This is a genomic window from Arhodomonas sp. KWT2, from assembly GCF_041949875.1.
Taxonomy (GTDB): domain Bacteria; phylum Pseudomonadota; class Gammaproteobacteria; order Nitrococcales; family Nitrococcaceae; genus Arhodomonas; species Arhodomonas aquaeolei.
This window is the reverse complement of record NZ_JBHFPQ010000018.1, coordinates 19,120-33,620: the sequence shown is the minus strand read 5'-3', so window position 1 is coordinate 33,620 and position 14,501 is coordinate 19,120. Positions and strand designations below refer to the sequence as shown.

Sequence of the window (14,501 nt, the reverse complement as noted above, 5' to 3'; positions counted from 1 at the left end):
CCCTGGAGTCTGTTCATGGGGTCATCTCCTCCCGATAAGGACTGGCTGGGGCAGCCCGGCCGGCCCCCGGGGCGGCGGCCGCGCCGGCCCCGCCCAGAAGTTGGAGAACCGCCGCCGGCCGCGCCACAACCACAACAAACCCCCCCACACCCACTCTTCTACCCCCCCCCGCCCCCGCCCCCCCCCCCCCCCCCCCCCCCCCCCCCCCGGCCCCAGCCAGTCCTTATCGGGAGGAGATGACCCCATGAACAGACTCCAGGGCCGTGTCGCCATCGTCACCGGTGGTGCCCAGGGTATTGGTGCGGCGTACTGCCGTGCGCTCGCGGAGGAGGGCGCGGCCGTCGCCGTCGTGGACGTCCTGGACGGCGCCCGGGTGGCCGCGGAGATCGAGCAGGCCGGTGGCGAGGCGCTAGCGCTCACCGTCGACGTCGGTGACGAGCGCTCGGTGACGGAGATGATCGAGCGTGTCGACGCGCGCTTCGGGCGCATCGACATCCTGGTCAACAACGCCGCCATCTACGCCTCCCTCGACCTCAAGCCCTTCACGGACATCGACGTCGCCGAGTGGGACAAGGTCATGGCCGTGAACGTCCGCGGCCCGTTCCTGTGCGCCCGTGCCGTGGTGCCGGTGATGCGGCGCAACCAGTACGGCCGGATCATCAATATCGCCTCGGGCACGCCCTACAAGGGCACCCCCGGGATGCTGCACTACGTCACCTCCAAGGGCGCGACCATCGCCTTCACCCGCGCCCTTGCCCGGGAGGTCGGTGCCGACGGCATCTGCGTGAACACGCTCTCGCCGGGCCTGGTGCTGAGCGAGGGCGTGATGGAGAACGAGGAGCTCCGCGACACCCTCACCCAGCCGGTGCTCGCGAGCCGCTCGATCAAGCGCGACCAGCTCCCCGAGGACCTGCTCGGGCCGCTGATCTACCTCGCCAGCGAGGACTGCGCCTTCATGACCGGCCAGTCCCTGGTGGTCGACGGCGGCTCGGCGATGAACTGAACACCGCCCGGCGGCGGTGACGAACCCACATGGCCGCGGCGCTGCCGTGGTAACGGAGGAAACGATGGAAGAGACAGCCCGCCACTGGATCGACGGCGCCTGGACGCCGTCGCGCGACGGCGCCGAGGCGCAGAGCATGGACCCGGCCACCGGCCGGGCCATCGGGCGGTTCGCCGACGGTGGTGACGCCGAGGCGGGCGCGGCGATCGACAGCGCGTGGCAGGCGTTCTTTCACGGCGAGTGGGCGGCGAGCCCGCGGCGCCGCGCCCAGGTGCTGCTCGACTACGCCGATGCCCTGACGCAGCGGCGGGAGCCGCTCGCCGAGCTGCTCACTCGCGAGACCGGACGGTTGCTGCGCGCCTCGCGCGGGGAGATCAACGGTGCGATCTCGGAGCTGCGGTTCTATGCCGGGCTGGCCCGCACCGTGTTCGGCCGGGTCACCGAGGTGGAGCCCGGCGAATTCTCCCTGCTGACCCGCGAGCCCGCCGGCGTGGCGGGCATCATCGTGCCGTGGAATGCGCCGGCCATCCTGCTGGTGCGCTCGCTGGCACCGGCGATGGCGGCGGGCTGCACCAGCGTGATCAAGCTCGCGCCCCAGTCCTCGCTGTTCCAGACGGCCTTCCTGGCGCCGCTCTACGAGCAAACCGACCTGCCTGCGGGCGTGGTGAACTCGCTCTGCGGGACCGGCAGTGCCGCCGGCGAGCGGATGGTGGCCTCGCCCCGGGTGCACGTCATCAGCTTCACCGGCAGCAGCGCGGTGGGCAAGCGCATCATGGCCGCCTCCGCGGACACCATGAAGCGTCTCAACCTGGAGCTCGGCGGCAAGGCCCCGTGCGTGGTGTTCGACGATGTCGACGTCGACGCCGTCGCGCCCCGGCTGGCGGCCGCGGCGACCATTCTCTCCGGGCAGCAGTGCACTGCCGCGGACCGGGTGCTCGTCCACGAGAGCCGTGCCGCGCAGATGCGCGAGGCCCTGGCCGAGGCGATGACCTCGCTGGTGGTGGGCCCGGGCATGGACGAGGCGAGCCAGATGGGGCCGCTCATCGACCATGCCAGTCGCGACCGCGTCGCCGGTGTGGTCGAGGCGGCCGGACGTTACGGCGAGGTCATCGTGCGCGGCGGCATCCCCGACGGTCCCCTGGCCGACGGGGCCTTCCTCACGCCGAGCCTGATCGCGGTGAGCGACCTCGACGCGCCCATGGTCCAGGAGGAGTTCTTCGGTCCGGTGCTCAACCTCGAGACCTTCAGCGACGAGTCGGAGGCCGTGGCCCGCGCCAACGCGACGCCGTTCGGCCTGGCCGCGAGCGTGTGGACCGCCGACGCCGCCCGGGGCCGCCGCGTGGCCCGTGGCATCCGCAGCGGCACGGTGTGGATCAACGATCACAACAAGCTCTTCGCCGAGGCGGAGACCGGCGGCTTCGGCGAGAGCGGTGTGGGCCGGCTGCACGGCGCCGAGGCCATGGCCGAGTTCCTGGAGACCAAGCACATCCACGAGACCGTGGGACACGTCGAGCCCGCGCCGCTGCCCGGGCGCGAGCGCTGACCGCCGCGCCGGCCCGACGACCCGTTGGACGGGCGCGGTGAGCCGCGCCCCCCCTGGAGGAGGACAACCATGCCTGACGAGAACCGGCCCGTAACCGGCCTGCGCGACTGGCTGCGGCGGCTCGCGGACACCGACCGCCTGAGCGTGGCGCGCCCCGGCGTGCCGCTCACCTACCGCCTGGCCGCCATCGCCAAGCGCCTGGACGGCCGGCGGGCGACGGTCTTCCCGTCGCCGGACGGCCACCCCATCCCCGTGATCTCCGGGCTGGTCTCCTCCCGCGGCTGGATCGCCGAGGCCATGGGGGTGACGGAGTCCGACGTGCTCCAGCGCTTCGAGGACGCCGCGGCGTCCCCGCTGCCCTGGCGCGAGGTCACCGACGCGCCGGTGCAGGCCGAGGTCCACCGCGACGTGGACCTCACCCGCCAGCTGCCGGTGCCGACCCACAATGAGCACGACAGCGGCCCCTACATCACCGCCGGTCTGCTGATTGCGCGCAACCCGCGCACCGGGGTGCAGAACGTGTCCATCAACCGCTGCCAGATCAGCGGCCCGGACCGCATCGGCGTGCTGATCCTGCCCCGCCACGCCCACGCCTTCTACCAGATGGCGGAGGAGGCCGGCGACGCGCTGGAGGTGGCCGTGGTGGTGGGTGTCGACCCCATGACCCTGCTGGCGTCCCAGGCCATCGTGCCCATCGACCACGACGAGCTGGAGATCGCCGGGGCGCTGCGCGGTGAGCCGCTGGAGACGGTGAAGTGCGTGACCAACGACGTGCGCGTGCCGGCGGACGCCGAAATCGTCATCGAGGGCCGCCTGCTGCCGCAGGTCCGCGAGCCGGAGGGGCCGTTCGGCGAGTTCCCGCAGTACTACGGTCCCCGCGACGACCGCCACGTCATCGAGGTCGACGCGCTCACCCACCGTCGCGAGCCGCTGTTCCACACCATCGTCGGCGGCGGCCTGGAGCACCTGTGGCTCGGCGCGATCCCGCGGGAGGCGACCCTGCTCGCGCACCTGCGCCGCAGCTTCCCCGGGGTGGTGGACGTGCACCTGCCGGTGGGCGGCGTCTGCCGCTATCACCTGGTGGTGCAGCTCGACAAGCGCCAGGAGGGTGAGGCGAAGAACGTGATCATGGGGGCGTTTGCCGGCCACTACGACATCAAGCAGGTAGTGGTGGTGGACGGCGACGTCGACATCCACGACCCGGACGAGGTGCAGTGGGCCATCGCCACCCGTTTCCAGGCGGACCGCGACCTGGTGGTCGTGCCCGAGGCCCAGGGCTCCAAGCTCGACCCGTCCGCGCGCCACGGCGTCAGCGCGAAGATGGGCCTGGACGCCACGGTGCCGCTGGCGGCGGAGCCGTTCGAGTTCACCCGCATCCGCATCCCGGACGAGGACACCATCGACCCGGAGAGCTACATCGACGCCGACGGCCTGGACTGGCTGCGCGGGAGGCTCGACGGATGAGGACGAGCACGCCGGCGGAGCGCCCGCGCATGATCGTCGGCGTCACCGGTGCCTCGGGCACGGTCATCGGCATGCGTCTGCTCGAGCGCCTTCGCGCCCTGGAGGTGGACACCCACCTGGTGATGAGCCGGGCGGCACACCTGACCCTGCACCACGAGCTCGGGCTCAAGCCGGCGGCGATGCACGCCCTTGCCGACACCGTCCACCCGGTGGAGGACGTGGGCGCTGCCATCTCCAGCGGCTCGTTCCGCACCCTGGGCATGATCGTCGCCCCGTGCTCGATGAAGACCCTGGCCGAGATCGCCACCGGCGTGACCGGCAACCTGCTCAGCCGGGCGGCGGACGTCGTGCTCAAGGAGCGCCAGCGGCTGGTGCTGCTCGCCCGGGAGACACCGCTGCACGCGGTACACCTGCGCAACATGCTCACCGTCACCGAGATGGGCGGGATCGTGGTGCCGCCGGTGCCGGCGTTCTACAACGAGCCGCGCTCCATCGACGACATCCTCGAGCACATCGTCGGCCGGACCCTGGACCTGTTCGGCCTCGATACCGGCCGGGTGCGCCGCTGGGGCGGGGAAACGTCCGCGCCTCCCTAGCAGCGGGGCCGCGCGGGCACAACACAACGACGAGGAGGGGAGGAAATGAGCGAAAAACAGATGACGTTCCGCGAGGCATTCCGTGCCGATACCCCGTGGTGGTATCGCGGCGAAATGCATCTCGCCTTCACCCTGGTCTTCACCGTGGGTGTCATTGCCTATTGCGCCGTGCAGATCGAGGCGGCGACGGCCTGGGAGTGGCTGATCGTCGTGCCGATCTTCCTGTTCGGCAACTATATCGAGTGGGCCGCCCACCGCTACATCCTGCACCGCCCGGTGAAGGGGCTGCGGATGATCTACAAGCGCCACGTGATGACGCATCACCGCTTCTTCACCCACGACGACCTGAGCTATCACGGTCAGCGCGACTGGCGCGCGCTGCTGTTCCCGCCTTTCGCGCCGGTCATGTTCGTGCTCTCGGCGGTGCCCCTGGCGCTGGTGATCGACGCGCTGTGGTCGGCGAACGCCGCGTATATCGCGGTCATCACCATGGCGGGCTACTACCTCATGTACGAGGGCCTGCACACCCTCTCGCACATCGAGGACAGCCCGTTCCTCGACCGGCTGCCGCTGGTCAACACCGTGCGCCGGATGCACGTGATCCATCACCACCCGGCGCTGATGCAGAACCGCAACTTCAATCTCACCTTCCCCATCTGCGACGCCCTGTTCGGCACCAGCGATCTGGAGAAAGGACTCTGGGGGACGCTGTTCCACGGCATGGGCGACGAGGCCATGCGCGACGCGGATCGCGCCAAGTACGACAACTACCGCGGCGGCAAGGCGCCCTGGTCGGCACCCCGTGACGACGAGTCCGACGGGGGTACGGCCTGAGATCCGGACCGCACGCGAATCACACTGTGACGGAGGGACACACCATGAAACGCTGGATGACAGCCATCTCCGCGGCCGCGCTGATCGCGGCCTCGTCGTTCACCGCGGCGACCACCGCCACGGCCGCCGGGCTCAAGGATCCGGTCCAGCTGCGGGTCGCCTCGTTCCGCCAGGGCTCGAGCTGGTACGTCTATGGCGTGACCCTGGGCGAGCTGCTGCGCAAGGCCCTGCCCGAGGGCTCGCAGATCGACACGCCGCCGCTTGGCGGCGGCACCGCCAACCCGCTGCTGGTCGCCCGCGGCAAGGCGGACATCGGCCTGAGCTTCGCGGTGGTCAACCGCTGGGCGCGTGAGGGCTCGGAGCTGTTCGACGCCCCGCAGAGCGACCTGCGCACCCTCATGGGCGGCTTCGACCAGTACTACCTCGGCATGATCGCCAACCGGCCGGACGCCGCCGGCACGCTGAGCGGCTATGTCGACGAGCTCGGGCCGGAGAAGCGGATCATGCTGCTGCGCCGTGGCAGCTTCGGCTCCTACGCCGGCGAGCAGGTGCTCGGCGAGATCGGTGCCGGCGAGGACGCCGTCGCCGACGCCGGCGGCAGCTACACCTTCACCGACTTCTCCACGGTGAAGTCCGCGTTCCCCGCCGGGCGCACGGACCTGTTCATCCAGGTCATGACCCGCGGGCACCCGGCGATCACGGAGATCGCGGAGACCACCGATGTGACCTTCCTGGAGCCGGAGGACGACACGCTCGCCACCCTGCAGGAGAAGTACGGCTGGCAGGCCGCCACCCTCCAGCCCGGGGCCTTCCGCGGCCAGGACCAGGCGCTGCGGCTGCCCGGCACCACCACCAGCCTGGTGGTCTCGAAGGAGATGTCCGACGAGCTCGCCTACACCATCGTGAAGACCGTGTGCGAGAACCAGGACGCCTTCCGCGCGGGGCACAAGGCGCTCGCCGACTTCGACTGCGCCAGCGATGCGTGGCGGGCGGAGAACCTGGGGATGCCGCTGCACCCCGGGGCGAAGCGCTACTATCGCGAGCAGGGGTGGCTGGAGTGAGCCACCGCCGGTCCGACGCGGGGGTAGCTGACCCATGACCGCCAACGACGACGGCCGCCACGCGCCCGAATCCGGGCGCTGGCGGCGCCTGCTCACGCCGCCGGCGCTGCTGGCGCTCGCCTGGGCCGCCTTCCAGGTCGCGATCTACGTGTGGCCGGACATGGACCTGATGGTCCGGCGCTCCGGCCACGTGGCCTTCGCGACCTCGCTCGCGTTCCTGCTCGCGCCGGACGGCGGGCGCGCGTGGCGGCTGTGGCTCAACCGGGCGTTCGCCGCGCTCGCGCTGACGCCGCCGGTCTACCTGGCCCTGGAGCTGGAGCGCATCTACCAGCGCATCGTCCAGCTCGACCCGGTCCTTACTGGCGACCGCATCTTCGCCTGCCTGGCGGTAGTGCTGCTGCTGGAGGCGCTGCGGCGGCGCGCCGGGGCGGGCATGTTCGCCCTCGGCGTGGGCTTCATCGCCTACCAGCTGCTGGGGGCATACATCCCCGGGATCATCGGTCACAACATCTCCGGCTTCGACACCTTCGTGGAGCTGCTGCTGCTCACCGAGCGGGGACTGTTCGGCATCCCCACCGCGGTGTCCGCGGAGATCGTGTTCTACTTCATCCTCTTCGCCGCGGTGTTCGACGCCTACGGCGGAGGCCAGCTCATCATCGACCTGGCGATGCGGGTCACCGGCCGCCAGACCGGCGGCCCGGCCAAGGCCTCGGTGGTGGCCTCGGCGCTCACCGGCAGCGTCTCCGGCAGCGCCGTCGCCAACGTGATGAGCACCGGCATCTTCACCATCCCGCTGATGCGCCGGGTCGGCTACCCGGCGACGTTCGCCGCCGGGGTGGAGGCGGTGGCCTCCACCGGCGGACAGATCCTGCCGCCGGTCATGGGCGCGGGCGCCTTCATCATGGCGAACTTCCTCCAGATCCCCTACCAGGACGTGGTCCTGGCGGCGATCCTGCCGGCGCTGGCGTTCTTTGCGAGCCTTCTCCTGGTGGTGCACTTCCGGGCCCGGCGGGACGGCATCCGGCCCCTGGGGGCCGATGAGCTCGGTGACTGGCGCGGCGCGCTGAAGGCGCGCTGGCACCTGCTCGTGCCCCTGGTGTGGCTCGCTACCGCGATCGTCTCCGGGCTCTCGGTGGCGGACGCCGCGGTGCAGTCCTGCGCGCTCACCGTGGTGGTCGGGTCGCTGCGCCGCAGCACCCGCCAGCGGCCCATCGAGCTGCTGGAGGCGCTGGTGCGTACCGGCGAGCGCGCGCTGTCGGTGGCACTGCCCTGTGCGGTGGCCAGCATCATCGTGGCGGTGATCGCCTTCACCGGGCTCGGGACGAAGTTCACCGCGCTGGTGGTGCACCTCTCCGAGGGCAACCTCTACCTCGCCCTCGGGCTCACCGCGCTGGCCAGCCTGGTGCTCGGGGCGGGCATGCCCACGACCTCGGCCTACGTCATGGCCGCGGTGCTGGTGGCGCCGGCGCTGGTGCAGCTCGACGTGGCACCGCTGGTGGCGCACCTGTTCGTGTTCTACGTCTCCATTATTTCGATGGTGACGCCGCCGGTGGCGCTGGCCGCGTACGCAGCCTCCACGGTGGCCGGGTCGAAGCCCGGGGAGACCGGCTGGGCGGCGTTCTACCTGGCGCTGCCCGGGCTGGTGATTCCGTTCGCCTTCGCCCTGCACCCGGCACTGGTGCTGTGGGACGGCGCCGGTGCCACGGCCTGGGCCGTGGCCCGCGTGGCGTTGGCCTGTTCCGCGTTCGCGGTGCTGCTGCCGGGCTGGCTCGGCCGCCGGCTGCGGCCGCTGGAGCGGCTGGTGCTCGGCGTGGGGGCGGTCCTGAGCCTGCTGCCCGCGACGGTGCCGGCGATCGTCGGGCTGGTCCTGCTGGTGGCCCAGGTCGTGGCCTTGCGGCTGCTGCCGTCACCGCCCCCGGCGGCGGAGGATACCGCCGGGGGCTGAACCGGTGCCGGCCCCGCGGGGCCGGCACCGCCTTGCCGCCGTCCGCACCCCGCGGATTCAGACTCTCGGGCAAACGTCCGGACTCCGGTGCAGATATGCAGGCCCGCCGGCAATGCCCCCGGCGGGGGTGGCGCCGTACGCTCTCCGGGTGTGCCGTCGAGACAGTCCGTGACGGCACCGGAGGAGAGGGATGGAAGCACTTGAACAGCCGGCGGCCGCCGCGCCCCAGGGCGAGGTCGGCCGCTCCCGCGAGCGTGTCGAGGACGACGCACTGCTGCGTGGTGCCGGGCGCTACGGCGATGACCTCGCCGTGCCGCCCGGGACCCTGCACGCGGCCGTGCTGCGCTCGCCCCACGCCCACGCCGACATCCGCTCCGTGGATGTCACCCGCGCCCTTGCCGTCTCCGGCGTGCACACCGTGCTCACCGGCGAGGACGTCCGCAACTGGGCGGCGCCGTTCCCGGTGGGCGTGCGCGAGCCCATGGAGCACTGGTGCCTGGCCGTGGACCGGGTGCGCTACGTGGGCGAGCCGGTGGCGGTGGTGGTCGCGGAGGACCGCTACGCCGCGGAGGACGCCCTGGGGCTGGTGGACGTCGACTACGGGCTCCTCAGCCCGGCGGTGGACGCGGAGGCCGCCGCCGCACCGGAGGCAGCGGTCCTCCACGAGGGCGTCGGCAGCAACGTCGTCAGCGAGCGGCACTTCCACTACGGCGAGCCCGAGGACGCCTTCGCCGCCGCCGACCATCACGTCTCCCTGAAGGTGCGCTACCCGCGCAACTCCTGCACCCCGATCGAGTGCTACGTCGTGCTCGCGAGCTATGACGTCGCCGCCGGCGCCTACGATGTCAGCGCCAACTTCCAGGGCCCGTTCGCGCTGCACTCGGTCATGGCCCGGGCGCTACAGGTGCCGGCCCCGCGGCTGCGCCTGCGCACCCCCGCGGACTCCGGCGGCAGCTTCGGCATCAAGCAGGGCGTGTTCCCCTACGTGGTGCTCATGGCGCTGGCCGCCCGCAAGGCCGGGGCGCCGGTGAAGTGGGTGGAGGACCGCCTCGAGCACCTCCAGGCCGCCTCCTCGGCGACCAACCGCGTGTCCACCATCGAGGCGGCGGTGACCGCCGAGGGCCGCGTCACCGCACTGCGCTACGACCAGCTCGACGACTGCGGCGCCTACCTGCGCGCCCCCGAGCCGGCCACCTTCTACCGCATGCACGGCACCCTCACCGGTGCCTACGACATCCGCCACCTCGCGGTGCGCAACCGCGTGGTGCTCACCAACAAGACGCCCACCGGGCTGAACCGCGGCTTCGGCGGGCCCCAGGTCTACTACGCCCTGGAGCGGCTGATGCAGCACATCGCCGCGACCCTGGGGCTCGACCCGCTGACGGTGATCCGGCGCAACCTGGTGCCGCCGGAGGCCTTCCCGTACCGCGCCCCCGCGGGCTCGCTGCTCGACTCCGGCGACTACCCGGCGGCGGTGGAGCTGGCCGAGCGCGACGGCGGGCTGGCGGAGCTGCGCGAGCGCCGGGACGCCGCCCGGCGGGAGGGCCGCTACTACGGCATCGGTTTCTGCGCGGCGGTTGAGCCCTCGATATCCAACATGGGCTACATCACCACCGTGATGACCCCGGAGGAGCGGCGCAAGGCCGGGCCCAAGAACGGCGCGGTGAGCACCGCCACCGTGAGCGTCGATCCCCTCGGCGCCGTGAGCGTGCACGTCTCCTCCACGCCCCAGGGACAGGGGCACCGCACCGTCGCCGCCCAGGTGGTGGCGGACGTGCTCGGCGTGCCCTTCGAGTCGGTGACGGTGAACGTCGAGCTCGACACCCAGAAGGACGCCTGGTCCATCGCCTCGGGCAACTATTCCAGCCGCTTCTCCGGCGCGGTGGCCGGCGCCGTGCACAAGGCCGCCACGCGGGTGCGTGACCGCCTCGCCGGCATCGCGGCCGGGCCGCTGGGCGTGGCCCCGGAGACGGTGCGTTTCGCCGGCGGGCGCGTGCACGCCGGCGCCGATGACGGTAGCGCCTCGATGTCCTTCCACCGCGTCGCCGGCGCGGTGCACTGGGCCCCCGGCACGCTCCCGGAGGGCGAGCCGGGCGGGCTGCGCGAGACCGCGTTCTGGACCCCGCCGGAGCTCGCCGCCCCGGACGAGGGCGACCACATCAACAGCTCGCTGTGCTACGGCTTCGTGTTCGACTACTGCGGCGTGGAGATCGACCCGGTCACCGGCGCAGTGCGCATCGACCGCTACGTCACCCTCCACGACCCGGGGCGCATCCTCAATCCGCAGCTCGTGGACGGCCAGGTCCGCGGCGGCTTCGCCCAGGGCCTGGGCGCGGCGCTGATGGAGGAGTTCGCCTACGGCGACGACGGCAGCTTCCTCGCCGGCACTCTGGCGGACTACCTCATCCCCACCTCCATGGAGGTGCCGGAGCCGGTGATCCTGCACATGGAGACGCCGTCGCCGTTCACGCCGCTGGGCGCCAAGGGCGTGGGCGAGGGCAACAACATGTCCACGCCCGTGTGCATCGCCAACGCCGTCGCGGACGCCCTCGGCCGCGCGGACATCGAGCTGCCGCTCACCCCGGCGCGGGTGCGCGGCATGATCGGCATCGACGAACCGGAGCCGCCGGCCGGCCTGGAGCCCGCCGCCGCGCCCAGGGGCGGGGGCTCGGGGCTGCGCGCCAGCGACTCGGTGACCATGCCGGCGCCGCCGGAGACCGTGTTCCACCGCATGCTCGAGCCGGCGACCCTCGCCGCGATCATCCCGGGCTGCCACGAGCTCGAGGCCACCGGCGAGAACGCCTACCGCGCCGACGTCACCGTGGGCGTGGGCATGATCCGCGCCCGCTACGAGGCGCGAATCACCCTGAGCGAGCTCGACCCGCCGCACTCGCTGCGGCTGAGCGGCGTGGGCGAGAGCGCCATGGGGTCCGCCGAGGGCAGCGCGCGGGTGCGTCTCACCGCCCTCGACGACGGCGGCACCCGGCTCGACTACGACTACGAGGCCGCCGTCGGCGGCAAGGTCGCGGCCGTGGGCGCGCGCATGCTCCAGGGGGCGGCGCGGGTCATCATCGGCCAGATTTTCATCCGCCTCGCCGCGGAGCTCGGCGGTGGCCAGCCGTCGTGGTGGCGGCGTCTGGCGGACCGGCTGCGCGGCCTCGTCGGCCGCGGGGGAGGGCGTTCATGAAGCCCGCGGCGTTCGACTATGCCCGCCCGGCCACCCGGCGCGAGGCGATCGAGCTGCTCGCCGGCGCGCAGGGCGAGGCCCGCGTGCTCGCCGGCGGCCAGTCCCTGATGGCGGTGCTCAACATGCGCCTGGCCGAGCCGGCGCTGGTGATCGATATCACCGGCATCGACGAGCTCCACTACATCGAGGAGCGCGACGGCGCCCTGTGCGTCGGCGCCGCCACCCGCCAGGCGGAGCTCGCCGCCCACCCGGGGCTCGCCGAGCGCGTGCCGCTGGTGGCGCAGGCCCTGCCCTGGGTCGGGCACTTCCAGACCCGTAACCGCGGCACCGTCTGCGGCTCCGTCGCCCATGCCGATCCCAGCGCCGAGCTGCCGCTGTGCCTGGCGACCCTGGGTGGCGAGGTGGTGCTGGAGGGCCGGCGCGGCCGGCCCCGCGTGGTGCCGGCGGCGTCGTTCTTCCAGGGCGTGCTCACCACCGACCGCGCCCCCGGCGAGCTGGTCACGGAGGTGCGTTTCCCGCTGGCGCAGGCGCAGACGCAGTACCGCTTCACCGAGGTCGCGATGCGCCACGGCGACTTCGCCATCGTCGCCCTGGCCGCGGCGATTCGCGGCGAACAGGTGGACCTCGGCGTCGGCGGCGTCGCCGACCGGCCGGTGGTGCGCACGCTGCCCGCCGGTGACGGCCTGGACGAGGCCCTCAACGAATTCGCCTGGGCCCTCGGGGCCGAGGACGATGCCCACGCCACCGCCGCGTACCGGCGCACGCTGGTGCGCGAGCTGGGGCGACAGCTGATCACGGAGGCCCGGCCGTGCTGAAGATCGAGGCGAACGACAGCCATCGCGTCACCCTGACGCTCAACGGCCGCGAGCGCAGCGGCAATGCCCGTCCGCGCACCCTGCTGAGCGACTTCCTGCGCCACGAGCTGGGGGCCACCGGCACCCACGTGGGCTGCGAGCACGGTGTCTGCGGGGCATGCACGGTGCGCGTGGACGGCGTGGCCAGCCGGGCGTGCCTGATGCTCGCCGTGCAGGCGGACGGCCGGCGGGTGGACACCGTGGAGGGGCTTGCCGGCGACGACGGCCCGCTGTCCGACCTGCAGGCCGCCTTCCGGCGTCATCACGCGCTGCAGTGTGGGTTCTGCACCGCGGGCATTCTCAACTCGTGCGCCGATTTCCTCGGCCGCGAGCGCGATCCGAGCGAGGCGCAGGTGCGCGACATGCTCTCCGGGCACCTGTGCCGGTGCACCGGGTACACGGGCATCGTGCGCGCCGTCCTCGAAGTCGCCGCACAGCGGCGCGAACAACGGCAGGAGGAGCGAGACGATGTTTGACCTGGGACGCAGCCTGCTCGCGACGGTGGAGCGCCGTCCCGACGCGGTGGCGGTCAGCGATGGACCCCGGCGCCTGACGTACGCGCAGTGGTTCGGGTATATCCAGGCCGTGGCCCACGGGCTCGACGGGCTCGGCGTCGGCAAGGGCGACCGGCTGCTGGTGGTGATGCAGAACCGCTGGGAGATGGCGACCCTGCACTGGGCCTGCCAGTGCGCCGGGGTGATCGTCACGCCGCTCAACTGGCGCAGCACCCCGGAGGAGATCGACTACTGCATCCGCGACGCGGACGTCAGCGCCATCGCCTACGACGACTCCGCCGCGGAGGCTGTGGGTCACTGCGTCCGCCTCGGCGAGCTGCCGCGGGTGGTGACGGCCGGGGTCGACGATCCGCAGGCGCGCACCTTCGAGGCCCTGGCGGCCACGCCGGCGCCGGCGACGGTGCTGCGCGCCGGCGCCGAGGACACCTCGCTGATGCTCTACACCTCCGGCACCACCAGCCGGCCCAAGGGGGTGCCGCGGCGCCATCGTGCCGAGCGTGCCGCCGCGCTCGCCCACGTCGCCCAGAACCTCTACCGCCAGGGCGAGTGCACCCTCGGGGTGATGCCGCTCTACCACACCATGGGGGTCCGTTCGCTGCTCGCCATGGCCCTGGTGGACGGCCACTTCGTGTGCATCCCGCGATTCGACCCGGGGGCCACCGTGGACGCCATCGAGCGCGAGGACATCACCAATCTGTACCTCGTGCCCACGCTCTATCACATGCTCCTCGAGCACGAGGGCTTCTCGCCGGAGCGTGTGGCCAGCGTGGAGAAGATCGGCTTCGCCGGGGCGCCCATGAGCGCCGGGCTGATGCAGCGCGTGGAGGCCGCGTTCCGGCCGCAGCTGTTCGTCAACCACTACGGCAGCTCCGAGATCTACACCTTCACCATCGACCAGCGGGCCGCGAGCAAGCCCGGCTCCTCCGGGCGGGCCGCGCTCAACCAGCGCATCCGGGTGGTGCCCATCGACACCGACGACCCGGAGCGCGCGGCGCCGGCGGGCGAGGAGGGCGAGATCATCGCCGATCTCGCCGGCGACGAGTCCTTCGAGGGCTACTGGAACCGCCCGGACGCGGACGCGAAGGCCCTGCGAAATGGCTGGTATTTCACCGGCGATACCGGCTATTTCGACGAGGAAGGCGATCTTTTCGTCACCGGCCGCGTGGACGACCTGATCATCACCGGCGGCGAGAACGTCAGCCCCGTGGAGGTGGAGAACGCGCTCTCCACCCATCCGGCGGTGGCGGAGGTCGCGGTCGCCGGGCTGCCGGACGAGCAGTGGGGCTCGGTGGTCACCGCCTTCATCAAGCGCCGCGATGACGTGGACGAGGCGACGCTGAACACCCACTGCCTGGAATCCGGACTGGCGAACTTCAAGCGCCCGCGCCGCTACGTCTTCCTCGAGGAGATCCCCAAGTCCGCCGTCGGCAAGGTGCTGCGCCGCGAGCTCGTGGCCCAGCGCTACGAGGTCGAGCGCGCGGGCTGAGCACGGCAATCAT

General features: G+C 72.2%; 11 protein-coding genes. All 11 read left to right on the top strand.

Annotated elements, in window-relative coordinates; genetic code table 11:
- Positions 1-244 precede the first annotated feature (244 nt).
- A complete protein-coding gene (locus ACEZHJ_RS00800; RefSeq protein WP_163140933.1) occupies positions 245-1,003 on the top strand; it encodes an SDR family NAD(P)-dependent oxidoreductase in 759 nt (252 codons plus the stop codon).
- A gap of 64 nt (positions 1,004-1,067) precedes the next feature.
- Positions 1,068-2,546 carry an aldehyde dehydrogenase family protein gene (locus ACEZHJ_RS00795; protein ID WP_163140936.1) on the top strand — a complete coding sequence of 493 codons (1,479 nt, stop codon included), beginning with the start codon at positions 1,068-1,070 and terminating at the stop codon, positions 2,544-2,546.
- Positions 2,547-2,615: 69 nt separating this feature from the next.
- Positions 2,616-4,010: a UbiD family decarboxylase gene (locus tag ACEZHJ_RS00790; RefSeq protein WP_163140939.1), complete on the top strand. Its 1,395-nt coding sequence runs from the start codon at positions 2,616-2,618 to the stop codon at positions 4,008-4,010.
- Positions 4,007-4,606, top strand: a complete 600-nt coding sequence (locus ACEZHJ_RS00785; protein WP_163140942.1) for a UbiX family flavin prenyltransferase — start codon at positions 4,007-4,009, stop codon at positions 4,604-4,606. Before ACEZHJ_RS00790 ends, ACEZHJ_RS00785 begins: the two co-directional genes overlap by 4 nt.
- 45 nt (positions 4,607-4,651) lie before the next feature.
- A complete protein-coding gene (locus ACEZHJ_RS00780) occupies positions 4,652-5,440 on the top strand; it encodes a sterol desaturase family protein (protein WP_163140945.1) in 789 nt (262 codons plus the stop codon).
- Positions 5,441-5,484: 44 nt separating this feature from the next.
- Positions 5,485-6,501: a TAXI family TRAP transporter solute-binding subunit gene (locus ACEZHJ_RS00775; RefSeq protein ID WP_163140948.1), complete on the top strand. Its 1,017-nt coding sequence runs from the start codon at positions 5,485-5,487 to the stop codon at positions 6,499-6,501.
- 34 nt (positions 6,502-6,535) lie between these two features.
- Positions 6,536-8,446, top strand: a complete 1,911-nt coding sequence (locus ACEZHJ_RS00770; protein ID WP_375036134.1) for a TRAP transporter permease — start codon at positions 6,536-6,538, stop codon at positions 8,444-8,446.
- Positions 8,447-8,636: 190 nt separating this feature from the next.
- Positions 8,637-11,633 carry a molybdopterin cofactor-binding domain-containing protein gene (locus ACEZHJ_RS00765; RefSeq protein ID WP_375036133.1) on the top strand — a complete coding sequence of 999 codons (2,997 nt, stop codon included), beginning with the start codon at positions 8,637-8,639 and terminating at the stop codon, positions 11,631-11,633.
- Entirely contained in the window at positions 11,630-12,448 is an 819-nt protein-coding gene (locus ACEZHJ_RS00760; RefSeq protein WP_259202616.1) for a xanthine dehydrogenase family protein subunit M, read from the top strand. Before ACEZHJ_RS00765 ends, ACEZHJ_RS00760 begins: the two co-directional genes overlap by 4 nt.
- Positions 12,442-12,963, top strand: a complete 522-nt coding sequence (locus tag ACEZHJ_RS00755; protein ID WP_018719428.1) for a (2Fe-2S)-binding protein — start codon at positions 12,442-12,444, stop codon at positions 12,961-12,963. The genes ACEZHJ_RS00760 and ACEZHJ_RS00755 overlap by 7 nt, the downstream gene beginning before the upstream one ends.
- Positions 12,956-14,488, top strand: a complete 1,533-nt coding sequence (locus ACEZHJ_RS00750; RefSeq protein WP_375036132.1) for an AMP-binding protein — start codon at positions 12,956-12,958, stop codon at positions 14,486-14,488. Before ACEZHJ_RS00755 ends, ACEZHJ_RS00750 begins: the two co-directional genes overlap by 8 nt.
- The last annotated feature ends 13 nt before the right edge of the window (positions 14,489-14,501 follow it).